Origin of the sequence: Pistricoccus aurantiacus (assembly GCF_007954585.1) — a bacterium.
GTDB classification, from domain to species: Bacteria; Pseudomonadota; Gammaproteobacteria; order Pseudomonadales; family Halomonadaceae; genus Pistricoccus; species Pistricoccus aurantiacus.
On record NZ_CP042382.1, the window covers coordinates 3,387,326 to 3,410,790 of the forward strand.

General features: G+C 60.0%; 22 protein-coding genes. 6 read left to right on the plus strand and 16 right to left on the minus strand.

What is annotated here, in order from left to right; translation table 11 throughout:
• The first annotated feature begins 76 nt into the window (after positions 1-76).
• Positions 77-652: a Smr/MutS family protein gene (locus FGL86_RS16010; RefSeq protein ID WP_147185697.1), complete on the plus strand. Its 576-nt coding sequence runs from the start codon at positions 77-79 to the stop codon at positions 650-652.
• Here the strand turns inward: FGL86_RS16010 and FGL86_RS16015 are convergent.
• Genes FGL86_RS16015 through FGL86_RS16025 form a run of 3 tightly spaced genes read right to left on the minus strand, consistent with a single transcriptional unit; the run spans position 649 to position 3,442 of the window.
• Complete coding sequence (locus FGL86_RS16015; protein WP_246131669.1) at positions 649-1,734, minus strand: patatin-like phospholipase family protein; 1,086 nt, start codon at positions 1,732-1,734, stop codon at positions 649-651. The two genes, FGL86_RS16010 and FGL86_RS16015, sit on opposite strands and share 4 nt — an antisense overlap.
• Positions 1,735-1,757: 23 nt before the next feature.
• On the minus strand, positions 1,758-2,624 hold the full coding sequence (locus tag FGL86_RS16020; RefSeq protein ID WP_147185699.1) for an alpha/beta fold hydrolase: 867 nt from the start codon (positions 2,622-2,624) through the stop codon (positions 1,758-1,760).
• On the minus strand, positions 2,621-3,442 hold the full coding sequence (locus FGL86_RS16025) for an alpha/beta fold hydrolase (RefSeq protein WP_246131670.1): 822 nt from the start codon (positions 3,440-3,442) through the stop codon (positions 2,621-2,623). Before FGL86_RS16025 ends, FGL86_RS16020 begins: the two co-directional genes overlap by 4 nt.
• A gap of 277 nt (positions 3,443-3,719) precedes the next feature.
• On the opposite strand from FGL86_RS16025, the gene FGL86_RS16030 reads away from it, so the two are divergent.
• Positions 3,720-4,667: an AEC family transporter gene (locus tag FGL86_RS16030; protein ID WP_147185701.1), complete on the plus strand. Its 948-nt coding sequence runs from the start codon at positions 3,720-3,722 to the stop codon at positions 4,665-4,667.
• 12 nt (positions 4,668-4,679) lie between these two features.
• Here FGL86_RS16030 and FGL86_RS16035 read toward each other — a convergent pair whose 3' ends face one another.
• The 7 genes from FGL86_RS16035 to FGL86_RS18420 form a co-directional block, all read right to left on the minus strand.
• Entirely contained in the window at positions 4,680-4,988 is a 309-nt protein-coding gene (locus FGL86_RS16035; RefSeq protein WP_147185702.1) for an antibiotic biosynthesis monooxygenase family protein, read from the minus strand.
• Positions 4,989-4,999: 11 nt separating this feature from the next.
• Positions 5,000-5,506: a phosphohistidine phosphatase SixA gene (gene sixA / locus FGL86_RS16040; RefSeq protein WP_147185703.1), complete on the minus strand. Its 507-nt coding sequence runs from the start codon at positions 5,504-5,506 to the stop codon at positions 5,000-5,002.
• Positions 5,499-6,593, minus strand: a complete 1,095-nt coding sequence (locus FGL86_RS16045) for an NAD(P)H-dependent glycerol-3-phosphate dehydrogenase (protein WP_147185704.1) — start codon at positions 6,591-6,593, stop codon at positions 5,499-5,501. The genes sixA and FGL86_RS16045 overlap by 8 nt, the downstream gene beginning before the upstream one ends.
• 89 nt (positions 6,594-6,682) lie before the next feature.
• The gene (locus FGL86_RS16050; protein ID WP_147185705.1) at positions 6,683-8,125 is read right to left on the minus strand and encodes an NAD(P)(+) transhydrogenase (Re/Si-specific) subunit beta; all 1,443 of its coding nucleotides are present in this window, start codon (positions 8,123-8,125) and stop codon (positions 6,683-6,685) included.
• A gap of 18 nt (positions 8,126-8,143) precedes the next feature.
• Positions 8,144-9,715 (minus strand): Re/Si-specific NAD(P)(+) transhydrogenase subunit alpha, encoded by a 1,572-nt coding sequence (locus tag FGL86_RS16055; RefSeq protein ID WP_147185706.1) that lies wholly within the window; start codon positions 9,713-9,715, stop codon positions 8,144-8,146.
• A gap of 353 nt (positions 9,716-10,068) precedes the next feature.
• Complete coding sequence (htpG, locus tag FGL86_RS16060; RefSeq protein WP_147185707.1) at positions 10,069-11,973, minus strand: molecular chaperone HtpG; 1,905 nt, start codon at positions 11,971-11,973, stop codon at positions 10,069-10,071.
• Between the two features lie 98 nt (positions 11,974-12,071).
• Entirely contained in the window at positions 12,072-12,413 is a 342-nt protein-coding gene (locus FGL86_RS18420) for a YkvA family protein (RefSeq protein WP_147185708.1), read from the minus strand.
• A 129-nt stretch (positions 12,414-12,542) separates the two neighbouring features.
• Here FGL86_RS18420 and FGL86_RS16070 point away from each other — a divergent pair, with 129 nt between their 5' ends.
• Positions 12,543-14,513, plus strand: a complete 1,971-nt coding sequence (locus FGL86_RS16070) for a transglycosylase SLT domain-containing protein (RefSeq protein ID WP_246131671.1) — start codon at positions 12,543-12,545, stop codon at positions 14,511-14,513.
• A gap of 10 nt (positions 14,514-14,523) precedes the next feature.
• Here the strand turns inward: FGL86_RS16070 and FGL86_RS16075 are convergent, their stop codons facing one another.
• Both FGL86_RS16075 and FGL86_RS16080 read right to left on the minus strand, forming a co-directional pair.
• Positions 14,524-15,174: a LysE family translocator gene (locus FGL86_RS16075; RefSeq protein WP_147185709.1), complete on the minus strand. Its 651-nt coding sequence runs from the start codon at positions 15,172-15,174 to the stop codon at positions 14,524-14,526.
• 3 nt (positions 15,175-15,177) lie between these two features.
• On the minus strand, positions 15,178-15,600 hold the full coding sequence (locus FGL86_RS16080) for an NINE protein (RefSeq protein ID WP_147185710.1): 423 nt from the start codon (positions 15,598-15,600) through the stop codon (positions 15,178-15,180).
• Positions 15,601-15,852: 252 nt separating this feature from the next.
• Here FGL86_RS16080 and FGL86_RS16085 point away from each other — a divergent pair, with 252 nt between their 5' ends.
• A complete protein-coding gene (locus FGL86_RS16085; RefSeq protein ID WP_043530303.1) occupies positions 15,853-16,059 on the plus strand; it encodes a cold-shock protein in 207 nt (68 codons plus the stop codon).
• Positions 16,060-16,185: 126 nt separating this feature from the next.
• Here FGL86_RS16085 and FGL86_RS16090 read toward each other — a convergent pair whose 3' ends face one another.
• From FGL86_RS16090 to FGL86_RS16100, 3 genes are all read right to left on the minus strand, one after another.
• Positions 16,186-16,764, minus strand: coding sequence for a hypothetical protein (locus tag FGL86_RS16090; RefSeq protein ID WP_147185711.1), 579 nt, complete (start codon positions 16,762-16,764; stop codon positions 16,186-16,188).
• Positions 16,765-16,862: 98 nt separating this feature from the next.
• Complete coding sequence (gene yegS / locus FGL86_RS16095) at positions 16,863-17,789, minus strand: lipid kinase YegS (RefSeq protein WP_147185712.1); 927 nt, start codon at positions 17,787-17,789, stop codon at positions 16,863-16,865.
• A gap of 82 nt (positions 17,790-17,871) precedes the next feature.
• Positions 17,872-18,567: an MgtC/SapB family protein gene (locus FGL86_RS16100; protein WP_147185713.1), complete on the minus strand. Its 696-nt coding sequence runs from the start codon at positions 18,565-18,567 to the stop codon at positions 17,872-17,874.
• Positions 18,568-18,739: 172 nt separating this feature from the next.
• On the opposite strand from FGL86_RS16100, the gene FGL86_RS16105 reads away from it, so the two are divergent.
• Together FGL86_RS16105 and FGL86_RS16110 are read left to right on the plus strand one after the other, a co-directional pair.
• A complete protein-coding gene (locus FGL86_RS16105; RefSeq protein WP_222433761.1) occupies positions 18,740-19,045 on the plus strand; it encodes a hypothetical protein in 306 nt (101 codons plus the stop codon).
• 60 nt (positions 19,046-19,105) lie between these two features.
• The gene (locus FGL86_RS16110) at positions 19,106-20,707 is read left to right on the plus strand and encodes a cation:proton antiporter family protein (protein WP_186764426.1); all 1,602 of its coding nucleotides are present in this window, start codon (positions 19,106-19,108) and stop codon (positions 20,705-20,707) included.
• Here the strand turns inward: FGL86_RS16110 and pepN are convergent.
• Positions 20,704-23,349 (minus strand): aminopeptidase N, encoded by a 2,646-nt coding sequence (gene pepN / locus FGL86_RS16115; protein WP_147185714.1) that lies wholly within the window; start codon positions 23,347-23,349, stop codon positions 20,704-20,706. The two genes, FGL86_RS16110 and pepN, sit on opposite strands and share 4 nt — an antisense overlap.
• Positions 23,350-23,465 lie beyond the last annotated feature (116 nt).

A 23,465-nucleotide genomic window follows, 5' to 3' on the forward strand; every position in this document is an offset into this window, starting at 1 on the left:
CCCGGCACGGCGGTTCACAGTCGCTCTCAAGGCGCTATACTGGGCGTTTACCGTTTATCCGCCCAGAGAGACGTTCATGCGCCGCCGCCCTTCCACCGACGAGGATATCTCACTGTTCCGCCAGGCACTGGAAGAGGTGGGCGTGCAGCGGCTGAACACGAACCGTGCCGATCCCGGCAAGCCCAGGAATCATTCGCGGGAGGCGCTGGCGGAACGTCGCGCCGCCGCCATCGACACCTCCAGCACCATGAGCGCGAGCCGCACCTCGGACGGTCGCGTCGAAGCGGTAACCCCCTCGGCGTTTCTCGATTTCAGCGTGGCGGATCTGCCCTACCGCACTCATGCCCAGCTCAAGCGCGGCAGAATCCCCTGGGAAGCGGGGCTCGATCTGCATGGTTATACCCTGAATGAAGCAAGGCTCGAGCTGGAGCAGTTCCTCATCGATGCCAAGGCGCGACGATCCCGCTGCGTGCTGGTGGTACACGGCAAGGCGCGTAACAATGCCATGGACAGCTACCCAGTGATCAAGAGCCATGTCAATGCCTGGCTTCGCGAGTGGCCCAGCGTGCTGGCCTTCTGTTCCGCCCGGGAACTGGACGGCGGCACCGGCGCGGTCTATGTGTTGCTGCGAAGGCGGGGGGACTTGCTCTAACCCGGCTCGTCGCTGGCAGGTGAAGACTTCCCCGTCTCGGATCGGGGTGTCTGTCGAGTTACCTCCACATGCCGAGACATCTTCGCGCTCTTGCTGCAACCCCCTTCGTAAGCATCCAGCGCCTGCTCGGCCAGATGCCGTCCCAAGGAGATCAGCGCTTCGGCACGATGAAACTCGTAGGCGCCGCAGACGGTCTTGGGTATCTCGATCAGCACATCCGGCGGGTAGCCGGCGATCTTGTACTTGGCCAGGGCAGCTTGGGTGATATCGAAGGAGGCAAGCATCATGTCGAGCCTGCCCCAGGCGCGTTTCTGTTTGGCCTGCTCGTTGCCATGCTCCTCCTCGTCATCGCCATTGCTGAAGAAACGCTGCTGTGCCCAGGCGCGGGCTTCTTCCAGCCAGTGCGCGAAGATGATTCCCTGATCTTCCCGCTCCTGCTCGCGGGCATTCTCCTCGGCGATATCCTGTTCCGGCAGCAGGTCATCCAGACTGACCGGTTGAGGGCTGTGCGCGGTGGCGTTGACCGCCAGCACCAGATCCACGTGCGCGGATACGGTAGGAATGATCGGCAATGGATTCATCAAACCGCCGTCCACCAGAATCTGCTCACCAATGGTGACCGGGGTGATGATGCCCGGCACCGCAATGGAGGCGCGAATCGCCTGCAGCAAGGAGCCACTTTGAAACCATACCTCACGCTGTCGCACCAGATCCGTGGCGACGGTGGTCAGGGGAACCGCCAGTTCTTCCAGGCACTTGTTGCCGATCAGACCCTCGAGCTTGCTCATCACCTTGCTGGCGCGCATCGCCCCCATGGGGCTCCAGGTCACATCGATCAGCTTGAGCACGTCGACATAATCGAGCTGGCAGACCCAGTCGCGATAGGCGCTCAGCTCGCCCGCCGCGTAAATACCGCCAACCAGGGCACCCATGGAACAGCCGGATATAGCTGCGATTTCATAGCCGCGACGCTCGAGTTCCTCGATCACGCCGATATGTGCGTAACCGCGCGCCCCACCGCTTCCCAGCACCAGTGCGACCCGCTTGCCCGTTGTCGCCTCCTGCGAATTTTTTGATTCCATTTCCCCATCCATGCCTTGTTTGACTATCCTTGTTTCCGCCACCAGGTAGCGATGACATCCGCCACCTGATCGACAACGCCGACCTCCAGATGAAGATGGTGGCCGCCTTCCAGCACCCGGCGAGTCAGACCGGGAATCGCTTCTCGCGCTGCCTTCGCAGCGTCGCGATGAGTCAATACACCGTGACTGGCCTCGACCAGCAGAGTCGGTGCCTGAATGGCGCTCAAAAGCGCCAGTACTTGCTCGGGGCAGAAGCGCACCGGCGAAGGTCGCAGCAATCGGCTGTCCGTGCGCGGCCGTACTCCACCGTCTTCCAGCATCTCGGCGTTGCGCTCCACCAGCGGTCTGGCGGTATCCGCATCGATTGGCGTCACGCCGCCCTTGACCCGGGCCGCGATGGCGCTATCCATATCCGTGTAGCTTGGCACACCTTTCGAACGGCGGCGCTGACCGATCAAGCCTTGCCGCAGCTGCCGGGCGGTATCCTTGGCCTCGGTCGCAAGAGCGCCCAAGCCATCGATCAACACCAACCTAGAGACCCGCTCCGGCATCGCTGCCGCCATCAGTGTCGCCACTCCGGCTCCCAGGGAGTGGCCCATCAGCGCACAACGCTCAAGCTTCAAGGCCTCCAGCGTATCCAGCACGTCGTGGCAATAGTCCCATACCGCGTAGTCGATATTCGGCGGAAACCAGTTGGAAAGCCCATGACCGGCGAAATCGATCGCCACGATGCGGACTTGCAACTGACTGGCAAGCCGCGGCGCCAGGCGCGTGAAACTGGCGGCGTTATCCAGCCAGCCATGCAGCGCCAGCCAGGTCGGTGCTTCGGTCTCGCCCCAGCTCAGGGCAGCCAGGCGCTCGTTGCAGCGCATGAAAAGAGGTGCGGTCATGAGGTCTCCAGCAATTGCTCCAGAGTAGCGAGCAGTATACGACGTGTTTCCTCGGGATGTTCCATGGGATACATGTGCCCGCCAGGTACGGTATCGACTCTCAGGCCGCGCCGTTCGAGCCGTTTGCGCCGATAGGGAGTGATCAGGTCGGATTCGCTTCCTGCCAGCAGCGCCGTGGGCACCTCGAGCTTGCGCGGCAGGCGCCAGAGATGATCCGGCAGGTGACGAAAGATTTCCGTCTCGATACGTGGCTCGAAGATCAGGTGAACACGCCCGTCCTTGTCGACTCGGGTAGCGCCTTTCACGTAATCCTCCAGCGCCTGAGGCGTGAAACGGCGAAACAGCCCCTTGACGCGCAGATCGCTATGCATGGCGTCATGACTCGGCCAGCTCGCGCGACGGCCACGACTCTTGCCCGCCGGGGTGATTCGATCCACCAGATTGAAGCGCTTGGCCAATTTCAGCGCCATGGCATCCATCCCCACCATCAGCGGCGGGTCCAGCATCACAAGACAACGAAAGCGCTTCGGCGCTTTCAGCGCCGCCATCGCCATGACGACGCCCCCCATGGAATGACCTACCCCGATCACCGGCCCGGGGAATTCCGCCAGATAGGCGAGCAATTCTTCCCGCAACAGCTGCCAGTTGGGGGTGACCGGATAGCTGGGATGGTGACCGAGCCGATCCAGGGTATGCACCGCGAAACGGTTTTCCAGGGGCTGCAGAAAGCTTTGATAGCTGGAACCAGTAAAGCCGTTGGCGTGAGCGAAGACGAGACTCGGCAGCCCTGTTGCGCTGGAGGGTGGTGAATGAAACAACGTGGATCTCCTGACGGCCATTCAGTGATAAAGCAAAACCTTTGTTATCTTGAGTATCGATATCGCTTTATCGCAGCGAATTTTCTATTGTGGCTCTTCGACATTTCACGAAGATTGAGCCCGACTCGGAAGTAAAACGTCTGTTTGTTTTAAAAGGAAGCCATTACGTGACTCGATCTCGCAACTCTAACTCGCGAAACAATCGTCTTCGCAATACGCTGTTTTTCGCTACCGTTATCGCCGCGATGATCGTCGGCTGGTGGCTGGTGCGCTGATCGTGAACTTGGTCGCGGTTTTTCTCGACACGCTCGATGTCACCTTGCCGGTATTTGCCATGGTATTTCTCGGCATCGGATTGAAACGTGTCGGCTGGATCGATCAGGCGTTCGTCTCCACCGCCTCGCTGCTGGTCTTCAATGCTACCCTGCCGACGCTGATCTTCATCAGTCTGATCAAGGCGGATCTCGACAGTACCTTCGATCCCGGTCTGATGCTGTTCTTCCTGGCAGCCACTCTGCTCGGCTTCGCCCTTAGCTGGGTCTGGGCGATCTATCGGGTACCGCAATCGGAGCGCGGCATCTACGTACAAGGGGCCTTTCGCGGCAATTGCGGCGTGGTAGGGCTGGCCCTGGCCGCCAGTCTCTACGGGGATTACGGTCTGAGCGCGGGAAGCGTGCTGCTGGGGCTGGTGATACTCAGCTACAACACCTTGTCCGTGGTGGTGCTGGCGGCCTATCAACCCGGCAAGTCCACGGACTGGCAGAGCCTGGGGCTCAATATCCTGCGCAATCCTCTGATTCTCGCGGTACTGATCAGCCTGCCCTTCGCCGGTTTTTCCGTCAGGCTTCCCGACTGGCTGATGACCAGCGGAGAATATTTCGCCTCCATGACCCTGCCCCTGGCGCTGATCTGCATCGGCGCGACCCTCTCGGTCAAGGCGCTGAAAAGCGAAGGGTCCATCGCCCTGGGCGCAAGTCTGATGAAGATGGTGACCTTGCCTGCCTTGGCGACCTTGGGCGCCTGGCTCGTCGGTTTCGAAGGCCGGGAACTCGGTCTGCTGTTCGTCTTCTTCGCCAGCCCCACCGCCGCGGCAAGCTTCGTGATGGTCAAGGCGTTTGGCGGCAACGCCGGGCTCGCTGCCAACATCATTGCCCTCACCACCCTGATGGCCAGCATCACCATCACCCTGGGTGTCTTCGTGCTGCGGGTGCTGGGCCTGATCTAGAAGGAGACAGAACTAGCGACTGGCGCTGACCACGATATCGAACTGCTCAATCCCGCCGCCTTCGTTGAAGGCTTCCTTGGGCAGCGGGTCGGCATGCGCACGTTTGAAGTCATCGCTGCCGATCCAGTTGCGAAACGCCGCCTGATCTTCCCACTCGACTTCAACGACGTAAGGCGCCTGATTGCCCAAGGGGCGCAATACCCGCATGGCAATAAAGCCGGGCTGCTTGTCGACTTCACTGGCCCTGACCTTGAAACGCTGCTCGAATTCCTCGTGATAATCCGGTTTGACGAAGACGCGGTTATTGACCACAAAGCTCATGGCGGGATTCCTTATGCCAGATTGTCCGGAGTATGAAAACCCTGCAGATAAGCGCAGCCTGCCGCCCAGACCTCGGCTTCCAGAGAAGCGATAGCGGCGGTGGGGAAACCCGCGCGCGCCTGTCCATCCCCTTCGACAAGGCGTCCAGTCAATTCCGCCACCAGGGGCATATGGCTGATCACTAGCCTATCTTGCGCCGGCTGTGACATCAGCCAGTCGATCACCGGTTCGATGGCATCCTCCGGGGTGACGATTTCCAGGGTTTCCACTTTGATACCCAAGGGCTTTGCCATGAGGCTCGCGGTCTGCTGAGCCCGGCGGTAGGGGCTTGCCAGAATGCGCAGCCGATTCGGCTCCCGAGCGGTGCCGCCCCCGAAGCAGGTTTCTGCAAACCAGGCTGCCATGCGCGATACTTCCATCCGCCCACGTTCAGACAACGGACGCTCTGCATCGACTCTTGCGGAACCGGCCTCGCCATGACGCATCAGCCAGAGTCGAGATCGCGTTTCTTCAGCCATGAATGTCACCTTCCTGATGGGCCTGACTGACCGCCTGACGAGACAGCACGAACTCCACGTCGCTGCTCTGCTCGTTGAGCATCAGCATCTTGGCCATGCCACGCGGTGAGGCACCTTCGAACAGTACCTGATAAAGCCCCTCCGCCAAGGGCATGTAGATACCTTCGCGATTCGCCTTGTCCCGCACCAGCCGCACCGTGTTGATCCCTTCCGCCACCTGGCCGAGAGCGTCGACCGCTTCCTGCAGGGTCCGCCCCTCGCCTAGCGCATAACCCACGCGATAATTGCGCGAAAGCTTCGAGGAGCAGGTCACGATCAGGTCGCCGACCCCGGCGAGGCCTAGAAACGTCATGGGATTGGCGCCGAGCTCCACCGCGAAGCGGCTCATTTCCGCCAGTGCTCGGGTCATCAGCATGCTGCGGGTGTTTTCCCCCATGCCGAGCGCCGCCGCCATGCCCGCGGCGATGGCGTAGATATTCTTGAGCGCGCCGCCTAGTTCAACCCCGTAGCGGTCATTGCTGGCGTAAACGCGAAAATAATCGCAGCCCAGCGCTTTCTGGACTCTGGAGCGGGTCAAGGGATCATCACTGGCGATCACCGTGGCGGTCAGCTGCTTGTCCGCCACTTCCGAGGCCAGGTTCGGACCGGACAAGACCCCGATATGAGTAGAGCCGGTTTCCTCCTCGAGGATCTGACTCATCAGCTTGAAGCCGTCTTCCTGAATGCCCTTGGTGGTGGTCAACAGAATCTGACGATCGTTGATCCAGGGAAGCGCCTGGCGAACCACATCACGAAAGGCTTTCGAGGGGATCGCCACCAGTACCAGCGCCGCATCCTCCAGCACCCAGGCCATGTCGACACTGGCGCTGACCGCCGGATTGATCGCGTAATCCGGCAGGTAGCGGCCGTTGCGATGTTCCCGATTGATCTGCTCCGCCAGTTGCGGATCGCGCAGCCACTGGCGAACCCGGGCGCCGTTGTCCGCGGCGATACTGGCAAGCGCGGTACCGAAACTGCCGCCGCCCAGCACCGCCACCTTCAGACGCGGCTCCTGTGACGACTGATCCTGTAGAGAGCTGTCCGACATGATCGCCCCGAATCGTTAAATGATGCTCTGAGTATAACGAAAAACGCCCCAGACAAGGGGCGTTCAATACTTGGCCTGATTGGCTACGATCAGTCGAGCAGCGGCAGCAGCGAATCGACACTGCTTCGAGCATCACCGTAGAACATCCGGGTGTTCTCTCTGAAGAACAGCGGGTTCTCGATGCCGGAATAGCCGGTACCCTGACCGCGCTTGCACACGAACACGTTCTTGGCTTCCCAGACCTTGAGCACCGGCATGCCGGCGATAGGGCTGTTGGGATCCTCTTGGGCCGCCGGGTTGACGATATCGTTGGAGCCGATGACGATCACTACGTCGGTCTTGGCGAAGTCGTCGTTGATCTCGTCCATTTCCAGCACGATGTCGTAGGGCACCCTGGCTTCCGCCAGCAGCACGTTCATATGACCTGGCAGGCGACCCGCCACCGGATGAATGCCGAAGCGCACTTCCTTGCCCGCGTCTCGTAGCTTGCGTACCAATTCACTGACCGCGTTCTGCGCCTGAGCCACCGCCATGCCGTAACCCGGCACGATGATCACGCTGTCCGCATCGTTGAGGGCACTGGCCACGCCGCCCGCATCGATCGACACCTGTTCGCCTTCGATCTCCGCCGCCGGCCCCTGGCTGCCGCCGAAGCCGCCCAGAATCACGTTGATGAACTTGCGGTTCATCGCCTTGCACATGATGTAGGAGAGAATCGCACCGGAGGAGCCCACCAGGGCGCCGGTAACGATCAGCAGATCGCTGGAGAGGGTGAAACCGATGGCCGCTGCCGCCCAGCCGGAATAGCTGTTGAGCATGGAGACCACCACCGGCATATCCGCGCCGCCGATACCCATGATGAGATGCCAGCCGATGAAGAAGGCCAGCAGCGCCAGCAGCAGAATCGTCCAGAAGCCCGCACCGTTGAGATACAGGATGGCCAGGAACAGGCACAGGGCCGCGGCGCCGGCGTTGAGCATATGACCGCCGGGGAACTGCTTGGGCTTGCCGTCGATCTTGCCGGCAAGTTTACCAAAGGCGATCACCGAGCCGGTGAAAGTCACCGCGCCGATGAACACCCCGAGTACCACTTCGACCTGCAGGAACGTCAGCTCCGCCGGGGTCTTGGTGGCCACCATGGCGGCGAAGGCGGAGAATTCTTCCCTCGCGCCACCCAGCAGCTGGCTGGCCAGTACTCGCCGCCGTTCCAGATCCGCGTTGAAACCGACGAACACCGCCGCCAGACCCACGAAGGAGTGCAGCGCCGCCACCAGTTGAGGCATCTGGGTCATCTCGACCCGCTTGGCCACATAGGCGCCGATCACCGCGCCGATGATCATCAGCGGGATCATCAGCCAGTAGCCGCCGACCCCCGGACCAAGGGCGGTGAAGAACACCGCGATGCCCATGCCGACGATGCCGTACCACACCGCTCGCTTGGCTTTCTCCTGGTTGCTCAACCCCCCCAGGGAAAGAATGAACAAGACACTTCCCGCGATTGCCGCAGCAGTGACGAATTGTTGTCCTAACATTCTCTATTCTCCACCGCTTCAGGATTTCTGGAACATGGCGAGCATACGGCGCGTCACCAGGAAGCCGCCGACGATATTGATCGAGGCGATCAGCACCGAAATGGCCGCCATGAACACCACTATCCCGCTGCCGGAGCCGATCTGCAGGATAGCCCCCAGGATGATGATGCTGGAAATGGCATTGGTAACCGCCATCAGCGGGGTATGCAGGGAATGGCTGACGTTCCAGATCACCTGATAACCGACGAAGCAAGACAGCACGAAGACGATGAAGTGCTGCATGAACGACGGCGGCGCCACCAGTCCCAAAAGCAGCATCAAGGCGCCACCCACCGCCAGCATGGTCACCTGGCTTCTGGTCTGCTTCTTGAAGTCGGCAAGCTCGATGGCCTGCTTCTCTTCACGAGTCAGCTCCTTTTCCTTGGGCTTGGGCTTGGCGGCGGCGATCGCCTTCACCTTGGGCGGCGGCGGCGGATAAGTGATCTCGCCCTGGTGGGTCACGGTGGAACCGCGAATCACGTCATCCTCCATGTTGTGATCGATCTTGCCGTCTTTTTCCGGCGTCAGATCCGTCAACATGTGGCGAATATTGGTGGAATACAGCAGAGACGACTGGGTCGCCATGCGAGACGGAAAGTCCGTGTAGCCGACGACGATCACGCCGTTATCGGTGACGATACGCTTGTCCGGCTCCGTCAGGTCGCAGTTGCCGCCCTTTTCCGCCGCCAGATCGACGACCACCGAGCCGGGCTTCATGGCCTTGACCATGTCTTCCAGCCACAGCTTCGGCGCGGGTCGACCGGGAATCAGCGCGGTGGTAATGACGATATCCACCTCCGGCGCCTGTTCGCGAAACAGCTCGAGCTGCTTTTCGCGAAATTCGGGGCTCGAGGGCGCCGCATAACCGCCGGTGCCGGAGCCATCCTGGCTATCCTCGAAATCGAGAAACAGGAATTCCGCGCCCATGGATTCAATCTGCTCAGCCACTTCTGGACGAACGTCGAAAGCGCGCACGATAGCGCCCAGGCTGGTGGCGGTACCGATGGCAGAGAGACCGGCCACCCCGGCGCCGATGATCAGCACCTTGGCCGGAGGCACCTTGCCCGCGGCGGTCACCTGACCGGTAAAGAAGCGTCCGAACTGGTTACCCGCTTCGATCACCGCGCGGTAGCCGGCGATATTGGCGGTGGAAGACAAGGCATCCATCTTCTGGGCTCGAGAGATTCGCGGCACCATGTCCATGGCGATCACGGTGGCGCCCTTGGCCCGGCACTTCTCCAGCAGCTCCTCGTTCTGAGCGGGCCAGAAGAAAGAAATCAGCGTCTGTCCCTGGCGCAGCCATTCGGTCTGCTGCTTGGTCGGCTCACGCACCTTGATGACGACGTCCGCTTCTTTCCACAACGCCTCCGGGGTGTCGACAACGCTGACACCTGCCTCTCGATAGGCGTCATCAATGAAACCCGCCGCCTCGCCGGCGCCGGTTTCCACCAGACATTCATGGCCGAGCTTGATGATGTGTTTCGCGCTCTCCGGCGTCAGCGCGACGCGCGCCTCCCCTCTGGCACGCTCTCTGGGTGCACCAATTTTCACATCCAGTCTCCCATTTCTCAGGTTGTCGTTTTATGCCCGGGCCGGGCAGGATTGCACAAAAAGCGCATTTCACGAACCCCTTCTTCGTGCCATCCGAACGCCTTGATCGGCAAGCCTAACCAAGTAAGGTTCCACATAACCTAGTCCAAAGCGCCTAGCACGGCTATTTCCGTCTTGCTATTTTCATCTTATTATCATCGCCAATGTTATTTGCCATCGGCAACCATGCTGCACTGCAGCTTGAAACTAGCTTGCCTGGCTTGTCCATTCCTGGCAAGCACCCTGCCCCATCCTGAAATGAAAAAGCCCTCGCCGATAACGACGAAGGCTTGAAAGGACAAGGCCAAATCTACTCAGGCGGTCAGCAGTGAATTGAGGCGCTTGACGTAGGCTGCCGGGTCGTCGAGATGGCCGCCCTCGGCGATGATCGCCTGATCCAGTAGGATACGTGCCAGGTCCGCGAAGCTGTCTTCGCCGGCGTTTTCCAGTCGATCGACCAGGCCGTGCTCCGGGTTGAGCTCGAGAATCGGCTTGACCTCCGGCAATTTCTGACCGGCGGCTTCCATGATACGGCGCATCTGAAAGCCCATCTCGTGCTCCGGCAGCACCACGCAGGCCGGAGAGTCCGTGAGACGATGGGTCACCTTGACCTCCTGCACTTCGTCACCCAGCGCCTCCTTGACCCGCTTGATCAAGCCTTCCTTGGCCTTGGCGGTTTCCTCTTGGGCCTTCTTCTCTTCCTCGCCCTCGATCTCGCCGAGATCCAGCTCCCCCTTGGCCACGTCGACAAAAGACTTGCCGTCGAACTCGGTGAGGTGGCTCATCAACCACTCGTCAATGCGCTCGGACAGCAGCAGCACCTCGATGCCCTTCTTGCGGAAGATCTCCAGGTGCGGGCTGTGCTTCGCCGCGTTGAAGCTGTCGGCGACGATATAGTAGATCTTCTGCTGGCCTTCCTTCATGCGCTCGACATAGGCCGCCAGGGACTGATCCTGGGTGGCGCTGTCGGTGTGGGTGGTGGCGAAGCGCAGCAGACCGGCGATCTTGTCCCGGTTGGCGTAATCCTCCGCCGGGCCTTCCTTGAGCACGCTCCCGAAGGTGTTCCAGAAGGTCTGGTATTTCTCGTCATCCTTGGAAAGCTTCTTGAGCATATCCAGGCTGCGCTTGGTCAGGGCGGACTTCATCTTCTCTACTTGGGGGTCCTGCTGCAGCAGTTCCCGAGAGACGTTCAGGGACAGATCGCGGGTATCCACCACGCCCTTGATGAAGCGCAGATACAGCGGCAGGAACTGCTCCGCGTCGTCCATGATGAAGACGCGCTGCACGTAGAGCTTGAGCCCCCGGGCGCCGTCACGCTCGTAGAGATCGAAGGGCGCGCGGCCGGGTACGTAGAGCAGGCTGGTGTACTCGAGCTTGCCCTCGACCTTGTTGTGGCTCCAGGTCAGGGGATCGCTGAAATCGTGGGCGACGTGCTTGTAGAAGGCCTTGTACTCGTCGTCGCTGATTTCGGACTTGGAGCGTACCCATAACGCCGTGGCTTCGTTGACGGTTTCCCAGACGATCTTTTCGCTGCCCTCGATCTCTTTGCCGTTCTCATCCCGCTCTACTTCGGTGCGCGGCATGCGCACAGGCACTTCGATATGATCGGAATACTTGCGCACCAGACTCTTGAGCCGGAAATCGTCGGCGAATTCCTTGGCGTCGTCCTTCAGGTGCAGGATGATTTCGGTGCCTCGGGCGTCGCGTTCGATATTGGCGACGCTGAACTCCCCCTCGCCCCTGGAGCGCCATTCCACCCCGGCGTCATGAGGCAGGTCCGCGCGGCGGGTACGCACGGTCACTTCGTCGGCGACGATGAAACCGGAATAGAACCCTACCCCGAACTGGCCGATCAGCTTGGCGTCCTTCTGCTGCTCGCCGGAGAGCTGCTTGAGAAATTCCGCGGTGCCGCTTCTGGCAATGGTGCCGAGGTTGCTGATCACGTCATCCCGGCTCATGCCTATGCCGTTGTCGCGAATCATCACCGTATTGGCGTCGGCGTCGTGTTCGATCTCGATGCGCAGCTCGCTGTCGCCCTCGTAAAGCGCATCGTTGTCCAGCGCCTGATAGCGAAGCTTGTCGCAGGCGTCCGCGCCGTTGGAAATCAGCTCCCGCAGAAAAATCTCCCGGTTGGAGTACAGGGAGTGAATCATCAGGTGCAAGAGCTGCTTGACTTCCGTCTGAAAGCCCAGGGTTTCTTCTTGAGTGGTAGTGGTCATCGAGCGATCCCCTTATCGATCACGGTATTGCATCAAAAGTGACATTGAGCGCTGATATGGGGACCGGGTAAGGCTTTTCAAGGGTTCAGCCGCAGGGGCTATGGCTCGGGAGTGACCTCCGGCATATCGTCGATACCCCGCCAGGCACGATAATCCGCCAAGCTGCGATCGACCCGGGTCAACAGCCAGCCGACGATGACCACGTCATCTAATACTCCTATCAAAACAATGAAGTCGGGTATGAGATCCAGCGGAGAAACGAGATACACTAGGGCAGCGATCATCCAGCCGAACGCCGCCCAGGGAATGGGGCGATAACGACCGCTCAGCACGTCCTTGAGCATCGGCATGAAGGTCTTGAGCGCTCGAAATATGCGGCTGATGGCCCAACCGCGCTTGCGCAGTCGGCTGAACGGGGACCAGAAACTTGGCTTGGGCATGGCTGTCTCCTTGTCCATCCTTGGTAAGCGTTTACGATAGGCGGTTATTTGACGCTTCGTCCTGAAGCACTTGTTTTTATCATTGACATCTTGCACGGCATGTTCCGCGATGTTCCAGGAGTTTTTTTCATGCAGCGCCGCCGCTACTTCCACCACCTTCCGCCCCTGCGCTCGATGCTCATGGCACTCGCTTTCGCGCTTGCGCTGCCGCAAGACGCCGCCTTGGCGGCTCCCGATGACCAGGCGATGAAAGACGCCCTGAACGCGGCGCGGAAACAGCAGTGGGAACGCATCGATCAGAGCGCCATTCAAGGACACGTTCTTGAAGGCTACGTGGAATATCACCGCCTGAAGTCTCGTCTACCTCAGGCGGCGGCGGCGGAAATCAAGACATTCATCGAGCGTCATGCGGATTCTCCTCTGGCACAGTGGATGCGCGGCCAGGCAATCAGCGCCTATGGCGAGGCTCGCCAATACGCCAGCCTGCTGGCGGTGAGCGACGGCAAGCCCAGCGGCGCCGAGCGCCAGTGCTATTACTACACTGCCTTGCTCGATCGGGATTATCAGACCGCCGCCCAGGGTGGGCGAAGGCTCTGGCAATACGGCCATTCACGACCCGAGGCCTGCGACCCGCTGTTCAACCGGCTCAAGCAGCACGGCGCCATCGGCCCCCTGGAGGTCTGGGAGCGTCTGATGCTGGCCTGGCAGTCCGGAGAAAGCGGCCTGATGAGCTACCTTAGCCGACAGCTCGGCGCCGGCTGGCAAGACGGCCTGGATAGCCTGGCGCAGGTGCGCCAGGATTACAGCGCCATCATTCGAGTGCCGGCGCGGATCGGCCCGCAGGGGCGCGGCACCAGCGCCCTAGTGGCTGCAGCCATGCACGGCTATACCCGGGCAGATACGCAAGAAGCGCTGGATGCTTGGCAGCGTATTTCCCCTCGGCTCGAGATTGCCGCCGAGGATAGGCGCGAGATCGAGCATGACCTGATCCTCTATTCCCTGGTGCGCAACGTAGGGGAGAATCGCGTCTGGGCGGATCAAGCGTTAAGCCGCAACGGTGATGCGGACCTGCTCGAACTCAGGGTGCGTGCGGCGCTGGGCGAGCGGGACTGGCAGGGCGTCATCGACTGGGTGCACCGCATGGAAGACGACCAGCGCCGGGAAGCGCGCTGGCAGTACTGGCTGGGCCGCGCCCTGGGCCAGTTGGGAGATGCGATCACGGCGGAAAAGGCGTATCGGGCCGCCGCGGGAGAGCGGGATTTCTACGGCTTCGCCGCGGCGGACCGGCTTGGCCAGCCGTATGCGCTGAACCTGCGTCAGGACAGCTACAACGAAGCCTACCGTCAGCGAATCGCTCGCTGGCCGGTGGTCGAGCGTACCGAAGCCTTGATGCGCATCGGCGAGGTCGGGCTCGCCAACAGCGAATGGTATGCCGCGAGCGCACGGCTCGCGGATCAGGACGTGAAAGCCCTGGCGGACTATGCGGAAAGTCGCGGCTGGTACGCCAAGCTGGTGCAGACCACCATCGCCGGCAAGCTGTGGGACGCCTTGGCCTGGCGCTTCCCCGCTGCCTATCGCGAGCAGTTCCTCCACTGGGGCAACGCCAACAGTGTCGATCCCTATTTATTGATGGCAATTTCCCGCCGGGAGAGTGCCTACAATCCGACGGTGATTTCTCCGGCGGGGGCTCGCGGTCTGATGCAACTGATGCCCGGCACCGCCACCCTGGTCAGCCGCAAGATCGGTGTGGCGGACCCGGGGCCCTATGGCGTCCTGCAGCCGGAGGTCAATATTCGGCTAGGCAGTCGTTACTTCAAGGATATGCTTGAGCGCTATCGGGGCAATCGCCTGGCGGCTACCGCCGCCTACAACGCCGGGCCAGGGCGTGTCGATCGCTGGCTGAAGGAAGCCCCTCGGGAGTTCGACCTGTTCGTGGAAAGCATTCCGTTTCGCGAAACCCGCCAATACGTACAGGCGGTACTGGCGTACCGAGTGATCTTCGAGAGTCTTGCCCAGGGCGGCGATACTCGAAACGTAGCGCTATTGACCCCGACAGAACAGCGGGTGGACTACGATGCTTCACTGCTGGCAAGGCAATAAGCCGGCACGCTCAGCCCGGGCGTTGCGCCAGCGCCAGCTTGAGTCCGAAGCCCACCAGCATCAAGCCGGTCAGCCCGTTGAGTCCGCGGGCGACCCGGCGCTGAGCCAACCACTTGCCCGCCCGGCCTATCATCAGCACGATGGCGATTTGCCAGATATTGGCAATTAGAAAATGCAGGCTTGCCAACCACAGGGACTTCAGCAGCGGCGGATCGCTGGGGCCGATGAACTGAGGCAGAAACGCCATGTAGAAGACGATGGTCTTGGGGTTGAGCACGTTGGACAAGAATCCTTCCCGCAAGGGTAGCCACAACGAACGCCTCGAAGCCTTGCCGTCGCTGGTGACGCTAGCTACTGGAAGCCCGGCGCCCCGCCGCGCGCTCAATAGACTCTGGGCGCCGAGCCAGATCAGATAGCCGGCTCCCAGCAGCTTGAGCAGCTCGAACGCCCAGGCGGAATTGAGCAGGATGAGCGAGATGCCCAGTGCCGACACCGCCGCATGCACGAAAAGGCCGCTGCAGATCGCCAGACTCGTCACCACCCCATCGCGAACGCCGCCGCGACTCGTATTGCGAATCACCAGCAGCGTGTCCACCCCGGGGGTCATGCTCAGCAGGGTAATCGCCAGCAGGAAAGGCCAGAACTGTCCATCGATCCACATGGATCAGCCACGCTCGGCATTTTTCAAGGAAATCTGATCGTTGAGCGTCCAGAAATCGTAAAGCACACCGATCAGAAACAGCCCTCCGGTCAGCAGGTAGATGATGCCGGTGAACCACTTGCCCAGATAGAAGCGATGGATACCGAAGATGCCCAGAAATGTCAGCAGCACCCAGGCGAGAGAGTAATCGGTCTGGCCGCTGCGAAAGCGCAGATCCGCTTCTCGATCCATGGCAGGAATCAGAAACAGGTCGATCAGCCAGCCGATACCCAGCAGGCCGAAGGTGAAAAACCACAGGGTACCGGTGATCGGCTTGCCATAATAGAAGCGATGCGCTCCTAAAAAGCCGAATAGCCATAATAAATACCCCATGATCTTGCTATGGGTATTGTTGATTTCGTGATTGGCAGGGTTCTGGACGTTCATGATTTTTCCATCTACAGTGATTTAGCGGGCACACAGTCGGCATGATCCGGGTATCTTGACCCATGTTATCCGCTGATGCATTATCCGCTGCGTAGGTTTGCAAGTTGAAAGTCGTCAGTTGTCGTTCGAACTATTCGAGACCCCGAGCGCCCTTCTTCTTCGCGTCACCCACGTATTACGGGCAACCAAGATGCGACACTAATTGTCTCATCCGCCCAGCACTATTATTTGGTTAGTTAAGGAAAATCGACAATGGCAACTGGCACTGTCAAGTGGTTCAACGACACGAAAGGCTACGGCTTCATCTCTCCGGACGACGGTGGTGATGATCTGTTCGCACACTTCTCCGAAATTCAGGCTGACGGCTTCAAGACCCTGCAGGATGGCCAGAAGGTCACCTTCGAAGTCACTCAGGGCAAAAAAGGCCTTCAGGCCGCTAATATCAAGGTGGCCAACTGATTGTTGCCATCTGTGAAATTTACCGTTGACACAGTTTTGGATTTTTGAAAAACAACCTTGTCAATCGGTAACGAGAAGGCCCACCAGCTGGTGGGCCTTTTTCATTGTTGCGTCATTTTATTTCAATCAGTTCTCTGGCGGGCGCTGAGTTTCGTTTGTGGTGTCACTGGCTTCATCGGAAGGCGCGGCATTCAGGTTCCGAGTTGGATCCTCGCTTTCCGCCTCCTCGAACTGCTTGTCGATCTCACGCTGCGCCTCTTCGAAGCGACGTTCGGTTTCTTCCATGAATTCATCGATATCCGATTTGCTCACCGAGCCGGGCATGGCTTGGGAATCCTCTATTTCGTCATCCGGATTACCCAAGGAATAAGCCGAGGTGTCGTCACCGCTGCCTAAAGGTGGCTCTTGGGAGTCAGGGGTGGAACCCGGGGTGGTCGACTCTTCGGTGCCGACATTCGATTCCGGCATCGAAGCGGCGCCATCCGCTGGCGCGGGCTGAGATTCGGCTTCCGGTGCCGAGGCTGCATCACCATCACGCCCTTCTCGGGAGATAGCGCCACTTTCTTCCGGCTGGGCGACAGGAGCTTCTTGCTGGACGTCATCCGATTGAGCGGCCGGCGCATCGTTCTCTCCACTGTCACAACCCGACATGCCCAGGGTCACGACAAAGGCCAGAGGGATAGCCATCCAGGGCTTGTTACGCATTAGGTGTACTCCCGATCGTCATATTAGTGCAAAACAGCGACATGCTTATAAAACACTTGCAAAACGAAACGTTATTGAAAAATGGCATCGGCAATCCATCACAGAAGCACACAGGAAGCCGGTGCCAACAACCTCAACGCCTCGCGGTTCATCCTTATCTCGAACCGAGCGTGGTGATTGAATTCGCCATCCAGTGTCAAGGGTAGCGCGGTATCGCTCTCGAAGCTTAGCCAAGAGGTCTGCACATAGTCGATGAACTCGCCGCTATAAGGTAGCGAGATGGTTTCGTCCATGGCATCGAACTCATCCAGCATGCGTTTCATTCCCGGTAACGTCTCGTAGTCTCGAACGATCAGCACGTCGACCAGGCCATCGTTGAGCTTGGCCGCCGGCGCGACACGCTGACCGCCCCCGGCCTGGCTGCCGTTGCCGATGGCCAGCAGGAACAGCGGCACGTCACATTCGCCACCCTCCCAGCGTAGCCGGCCTGAATAGGGCTTGTAGCGCCAGGCATTGAGCATGCCCATCAGCGAGTAGGCGCCGCCGCCCAGCAGGCTCTTGAGGGTCTTGGGTGTCGACGAGGTGATTTCCGCGCCAAAGCCTCCAGAAACCATATTGATGAAATACTGATCGTTCAAGCTGGGAACATCCACCCAGCAGGGCGCCGCTGCCAGCGCGGTTTCCAGCGCTGCCTGGGGTTCCAGCGGTATTTCCAGACTGCTGGCCAGGTCGTTGGCGCTACCCAGGGGTATCACGCCAATGGCCGGGCGCTGCGCGCGGTCGAGCTCCATCAGGCCGTTGACCACCTCGTGAACGGTGCCGTCGCCGCCGCCCACGATCAGCCGCTCGACGCCGTGGCGTCCTGCCTGCTTGGCGAACCGGGCGCCATCACCCTGTTCCCAGGTAACGTTGACGTCGATGCGATGGCCCCGCTCGCGCAGGTTCGTTACCGCCTCGCGGAGTTGCGGGTTTTGCGCCGACTTGCCGTTGATAATCAAACAGGCCTGTTTCGCCGTCCTTGCCATAGCGGATTGTCCTTGATGACTTCGTCTGATTGTCGAGCGAATCCATAACAATCGATGCCAGACGATTGATTGCAACGATAGCCTACTCCACCAGCGGCGTCAGACGAAATTCTCGCACATCCTGCCTATCCCGCAGCAATGCCGCAAGCCGCGTCAGGTTGCGCTTGTCGTAAGTTTGCAGGGTCATGCGGTACTCGAACACGCTGCCTCGCTCCGCCAATCGATAGCTCATGGTCTTGATATTGAAGTTTTGCTCCATGACCAGGCGTCGGACATCTGATTCTTCTAGCACCGCCTCGATAGGAAAGACCAGCAGGTGTTCGGCGTAATACTGACTGGGCATTCTCGATTCGACGAAACGAAAAAGCGAAAGCGTGGCGAGAGTCACCAGCGTAACGACAATGGCGGGGAACAGAAAACCGATGCCAAAGAGGATGCCCAGGGCGGAGGTCATCCAGATCGAGGCGGCGGTGGTCAGGCCACGCACCGTCGGGCCTTCCTTGAAGATGACCCCGGCCCCCAGAAAACCGATCCCGGTCATGATGCCCTGGGCCATGCGCGTGGGATCGGTCCTGATCGATCCTTCCGGCAACAGTCCCTGAATCCACTGGCCCTGATAGGTCGTCACCAGCATCAGCATGGCCGAAGCCAGACACACCAGGGAGTGGGTGCGAAAGCCCGCCGGTCGGCCGCGATAGCTGCGCTCGAGCCCGATCAGACTGCCGGCCAGCCAGGCCGCGCCAAGATGAAAAAGAATAGGCAGGTATTCTTCAAGCATGTACATCATTTCCCTGTTAGCGTAATCCCCTGAAAAGCCAGTATAACTCGAGCGCCTCCTGCTCGGGAGTCGTGATTGATGGAGCCAAGCTTCAGTCATCCCCCATAAAGCGCTTGGCAAACCGAGCTTAATCGGAAACCATGAAGCCCTGTCACTATCCAAGAGCGTGGTCATGACCGCAGGAATGAGTATCGAGGGCGTATTCAACTGGATCGGCACGAAAATCGGCGAGGCGATTCGTTTTATCATCGATCTGCTGACACTGATGTTTTCCAACCTGGACGACTCGTTGAGCAGCTTTATCTACGGGGTCACGGATGCCATGGGCATCAACGCCTCGCTATTCAGCATGATCGTGCTGGTTATCGGGCTTGTCTTTCTATATCGGGGTGTCCGTGCCCTGCTGCGGCGCGGTTTTATCGCCGGGCTGCTGTGGCTGTTCGGCGCGCTGCTGATACTCGGCTGGCTAGTAGGCTAAGCGTTCGTTCTACAATAAAAAGAACCTCGCGGTTCATTTCCGTCGGTAACAGGAGCAAGGATGATCGAACCGGCTTTTCTGGTGGCCGCTTTCCTGGGTGGCGTTGCTGCGCTGATCGTGAGGCTGCCTCCCTTGGTAGGCTTTCTCGCGGCGGGCTACGTCCTCAATGCCATGGGCTACGCGCAGACTCCGCTGCTGGGGGCCATTGCCGATATCGGCGTCACCCTGCTGCTGTTCACCATCGGTCTCAAGCTCGATATTCGCACCTTGTTGCGTGGCGCTGTATGGGGTGGTGCGTCTGTGCATCTGCTCGCCTCCACGGTCATCATGATCGGCGTGCTCAGCCTGGCCAAGCTGGCCGGCTTGCGCTTGATGCAGGATGAAACGCTAACCACCATGGCATTCCTGGGCTTCGCCCTGTCCTTTTCCAGCACCGTATTCGTGATCAAGGTGCTGGACAAGCGCAGCGAAGCCCAGACCGCCTACGGTCGCCTGGCCATCGGCGTGCTGATCATGCAGGACATCTTCGCCGTAGTGTTCATTACCGCGTCCACCGGCGAATTACCTAGCCCTTGGGCCTTGCTGCTGCTGGGTCTGATTCCCGCCGCCCCCTGGCTGCAGAGGCTGCTCGATGCCATGGGCCACGGCGAGATGCAGATGCTGTTCGGCATGATGCTGGCCCTGGTGCTGGGCTACGGCCTGTTCAGCGCCGTGGGTATCAAGGGCGATCTGGGGGCGTTGATCATCGGCCTGCTGCTGGCACCACACCCGGCGGCACAGAACCTGGCCCGTACGCTCTTCAATATCAAGGAGCTGCTGCTGGTCGGTTTCTTCCTCAATATCGGCCTGATTGCCATGCCGACCCTGAACATGTTGCTGATCGCGCTGGTACTGGTAGCGGCGCTGCCCCTCAAGGCCATCTTGTATCAATTGATCTTCATGCTGTTTCACCTGCGCCACCGCACCTCGATCCTGGCCTCCCTGAGCCTGGCCAACTTTTCCGAATTTGGCCTGATCGTCGAGGTCATCGCCGTCAGCAACGGCTGGCTGAGCGACGAATGGCTGGTGATTCTTTCCCTGGCGGTGGCAATCAGCTTCATGTTTTCCGCGATACTCAACAGCTACAGCGAAGCCCTCTATCGCTACCTGTCGGAACATCTGCCGCGCATACCGAAGGCGGATCTCGACCCCAGCGATCGACCCATCGAGCTAGGCGATGCCCAGGCGGTGGTGCTCGGCATGGGTCGCATCGGCCGCAGCGCCTATCAGCGGCTGCAGAAGCACTATGGGCTGAACGTGCTGGGGATCGACAGCAACCCCAACAGCGTCAAGAAACTGGGCGAAAAAGGCTACAACATCATGGAAGGCGACGCGGTGGACTCGGACTTCTGGGACAAGCTGATGGTCTCACCGAGCATCAAGCTGGTGGTGCTGGCAATGCCACACCATGCGGGTAACCTCTTCGCCCTGGAGCAGTTACAGGACCGGGATGAATTCGAAGGGCATATCACTGCCATCGTCGAATACCCGGATGAGATCAAGCCGATCCAGGAACTGGGCGCCAACGCGGTCTATCACATCTACGACGAGGCCGGGCGCTCCCTGGCGGACAGCGCCGCCCGGGAGGCCGGAATGATCAGCCATCTGGATCAACTCGGCTAGATCTCGTTCAGGGCCTTTTCGATGATCTCGTAGAGATTCGGCGACAGGTCTTCCTGACGGATGCGCTCCAGTTCCGCCTTCATCAGACCTTGGCGGGTATCGTCGAAACGCTTCCAGCGGGTCAGCGGAATCACCAGCCGCGCGGCGATTTCCGGATTGAGCCGATTCAGCTCGATGACCACGTCCGCCAGCAGCTTGTAGCCCTCGCCGTCGAGCCGGTGAAAATTGACCCGATTCTGGCCGGCGAAGGCGCCGATCAGGGCACGCACTCGGTTGGGGTTCTTCAGGGAGAACGCCGGATGCTCCATCAGGAACTTCACTCGGTCGAGTACGTCCGGCTGCGGCCGAGTCACCTGAATGGTAAACCACTGATCCATCACCAGCGGATCACTGGCCCACTTCTGAGCGAAGGCTTTCAGTGCCGGATCCGCCAGATCCTGACGAGAACTGTGGGTCAGCAGCGTCAGAGCGGCGCGCACGTCGGTCATGTTGTGCTTCGCCTCGAACTGCCGCTCGGCAAGTTCCACCGCCTTTTCGTCCTCGATGGCCATCAGATAGCCCAGGGCGACATTCTTCAGGCTGCGCTCGCCGATCTGCTCCGGCTCCGGCGCGTAAGGCGCATCGCTGGTGTTGGCCTCATAGATCGCCAGGAATTCATCCCGCAGCGCCAGCGCCAGGGACTGCTTGACGAAGGTTCGCGCCGCGTGAATGGCGTCCACGTCCACCACCGGCTGCTGCTCGGCGATATAGGCTTCCGAAGGCAGCACCAGCATCTGCGCCAGCACCGCCTTGTCTTTCATGGAGGTGGTCAGCAGGCTTCTGAAAGCGTCCACCAGGCGCACGTCCATGACCTTTTCCACCCCGTTGCGATGGGCGGCGATCAGATCGTCGATGGCCAGCATCGCCAGACGCTGCCCCGCGTCCCAGCGGTTGAAGCCGTCGCTGTCTTCCGCCAGCAGGAAGGCCAGTTCATTGCGCTCATAGGGATAATACAGCTTGACCGGGGCAGAAAAACCGCGCAGCAGCGAAGGTGTGGGGGCCTCCGCCACCTCGGTAAACAGAAAGCTCTGCTCCTCTTCACGCAGATGAATCACCGCGTCCCGGCCCAGTGTCTCACCCTCCAGGGTCAGGGTCAGATCCTCGCCGGACTTGGTGCCCACCAGGCCCATTCTGATCGGAATATGCAAGGGCAGTTTGTGAGGCTGCCCCGGGGTCGCCGGGGTGCGCTGGCGCAGGGTCAGGCGATAGGTCGCGTTTGCGTAATCGTACTCCCCGTGGGCGTCCACTTCCGGAGTACCCGCCTGAGAATACCAGCGCATGAATTGCCCCAGATCGAGACCCGACACTTCCGCCATGCAGCCCACGAAATCCTCGATGGTCACCGCCTGGCCGTCGAAGCGGGAAAAATACAGATCCGAGCCTTGACGAAAGGCCTCCCAGCCCAGCAGATGGCGCAGCATGCGCACCACTTCCGCGCCCTTCTCGTAGATGGTCAAGGTATAGAAGTTGCCGATTTCGATGTAATGATCCGGGCGTACCGGATGTGCGGTGGGACCGGCATCTTCAGCGAACTGGGCGGTACGGAAGAAGGAGACGTCCTCGATGCGCTTGACCGGGGCGGAATTGACGTCCGCGGAAAAACTCTGGTCGCGAAAGACGGTAAAACCTTCCTTGAGGGAAAGCTGGAACCAGTCCCGGCAAGTCACCCGATTACCGGACCAGTTGTGGAAATATTCGTGAGCGACCACCCCTTCCACCCGCTGGAAGGTGGCGTCCGTGGCGGTCTGGGGATGGGTCAGCACCGCGGCGCTGTTGAAGATGTTGAGCCCCTTGTTCTCCATGGCGCCCATGTTGAAGTCGTCCACGGCGACGATCATGAACAGGTCCAGATCGTACTCCCGACCGTAGGTTTCCTCGTCCCAGCGCATGGCGCGCTTCAGGGAAGCCATGGCGTGATCGGTCTTGCCGAGATTCTGCTTTTCCACCCAGATCTGCAGGGTGACGTCCCGCCCGCTTGCGGTGGTAAAGTGATCCTCGACCTTTTCCAGATCTCCCGCCACTAGGGCGAACAGATAGCTCGGCTTGGAAAACGGATCTTCCCAGGTCACGAAGTGCTTGCCGCCAGGCAGTTCGCCTCGCTCCACCGGATTGCCGTTGGACAGAAGAATCGGCAGACTCGCTTTATCCCCGACTACGGTGGTGGAGAAGGTCGCCATCACGTCCGGACGGTCCGGATAAAAGGTAATGCGTCGAAAGCCCTGAGCCTCGCACTGGGTACAGAACATGCCGTTGGACTGATAAAGCCCCTCCAGGGCGGTATTGGCCTGGGGGTTGATGACGACTTCTGTATCCAGATGAAAGCGGGTCGGCACCTTGGGCACCGTCAATCCCTTGTCGTCCACCTGATACTCGCCGGGCTCCAGGGCTTGACCGTCGATGGCGATGGAGGAAAGCTCAAGCTTGGCTCCTTTGAGCTCAAGGGGCAGATCATCTTCCTGCGCCCGTTCCGGATGACGCTCCAGATGCAGGCGCGCCTTGACCCGGGTCGCGTGGGAGTCGAGATCAAAGGTCAGTTCGGTATGAGTGGCGCGATAGGCCGGCGGCCGATAGTCGCTCAGATGTGTCGGCTTGGGTGCGGACATCGTAAGGCTCCTAGGTAAAGTTGCCCATCATTGTACGGCGATCGAGCAAGCCAGCAAAACCAGCCGACCCGGCTCGCTAAAATGACAATTATTATCAAATAAGCACAATATAATAC

Excerpts from the sequence above, each read along its gene's own strand:
- FGL86_RS16010 (WP_147185697.1), top strand. The coding sequence starts at position 77 with ATGCGCCGCCGCCCTTCCACCGACGAGGATATCTCACTGTTCCGCCAG.
- FGL86_RS16015 (WP_246131669.1), bottom strand. The coding sequence starts at position 1,734 with ATGGAATCAAAAAATTCGCAGGAGGCGACAACGGGCAAGCGGGTCGCA.
- FGL86_RS16020 (WP_147185699.1), bottom strand. The coding sequence starts at position 2,624 with ATGACCGCACCTCTTTTCATGCGCTGCAACGAGCGCCTGGCTGCCCTG.
- FGL86_RS16035 (WP_147185702.1), bottom strand. The coding sequence starts at position 4,988 with ATGAGCTTTGTGGTCAATAACCGCGTCTTCGTCAAACCGGATTATCAC.
- sixA (WP_147185703.1), bottom strand. The coding sequence starts at position 5,506 with ATGGCTGAAGAAACGCGATCTCGACTCTGGCTGATGCGTCATGGCGAG.
- FGL86_RS16045 (WP_147185704.1), bottom strand. The coding sequence starts at position 6,593 with ATGTCGGACAGCTCTCTACAGGATCAGTCGTCACAGGAGCCGCGTCTG.
- FGL86_RS16050 (WP_147185705.1), bottom strand. The coding sequence starts at position 8,125 with ATGTTAGGACAACAATTCGTCACTGCTGCGGCAATCGCGGGAAGTGTC.
- htpG (WP_147185707.1), bottom strand. The coding sequence starts at position 11,973 with ATGACCACTACCACTCAAGAAGAAACCCTGGGCTTTCAGACGGAAGTC.
- FGL86_RS18420 (WP_147185708.1), bottom strand. The coding sequence starts at position 12,413 with ATGCCCAAGCCAAGTTTCTGGTCCCCGTTCAGCCGACTGCGCAAGCGC.
- FGL86_RS16070 (WP_246131671.1), top strand. The coding sequence starts at position 12,543 with ATGCAGCGCCGCCGCTACTTCCACCACCTTCCGCCCCTGCGCTCGATG.
- FGL86_RS16075 (WP_147185709.1), bottom strand. The coding sequence starts at position 15,174 with ATGTGGATCGATGGACAGTTCTGGCCTTTCCTGCTGGCGATTACCCTG.
- FGL86_RS16080 (WP_147185710.1), bottom strand. The coding sequence starts at position 15,600 with ATGAACGTCCAGAACCCTGCCAATCACGAAATCAACAATACCCATAGC.
- FGL86_RS16085 (WP_043530303.1), top strand. The coding sequence starts at position 15,853 with ATGGCAACTGGCACTGTCAAGTGGTTCAACGACACGAAAGGCTACGGC.
- FGL86_RS16090 (WP_147185711.1), bottom strand. The coding sequence starts at position 16,764 with ATGCGTAACAAGCCCTGGATGGCTATCCCTCTGGCCTTTGTCGTGACC.
- yegS (WP_147185712.1), bottom strand. The coding sequence starts at position 17,789 with ATGGCAAGGACGGCGAAACAGGCCTGTTTGATTATCAACGGCAAGTCG.
- FGL86_RS16100 (WP_147185713.1), bottom strand. The coding sequence starts at position 18,567 with ATGCTTGAAGAATACCTGCCTATTCTTTTTCATCTTGGCGCGGCCTGG.
- FGL86_RS16105 (WP_222433761.1), top strand. The coding sequence starts at position 18,740 with ATGACCGCAGGAATGAGTATCGAGGGCGTATTCAACTGGATCGGCACG.
- FGL86_RS16110 (WP_186764426.1), top strand. The coding sequence starts at position 19,106 with ATGATCGAACCGGCTTTTCTGGTGGCCGCTTTCCTGGGTGGCGTTGCT.
- pepN (WP_147185714.1), bottom strand. The coding sequence starts at position 23,349 with ATGTCCGCACCCAAGCCGACACATCTGAGCGACTATCGGCCGCCGGCC.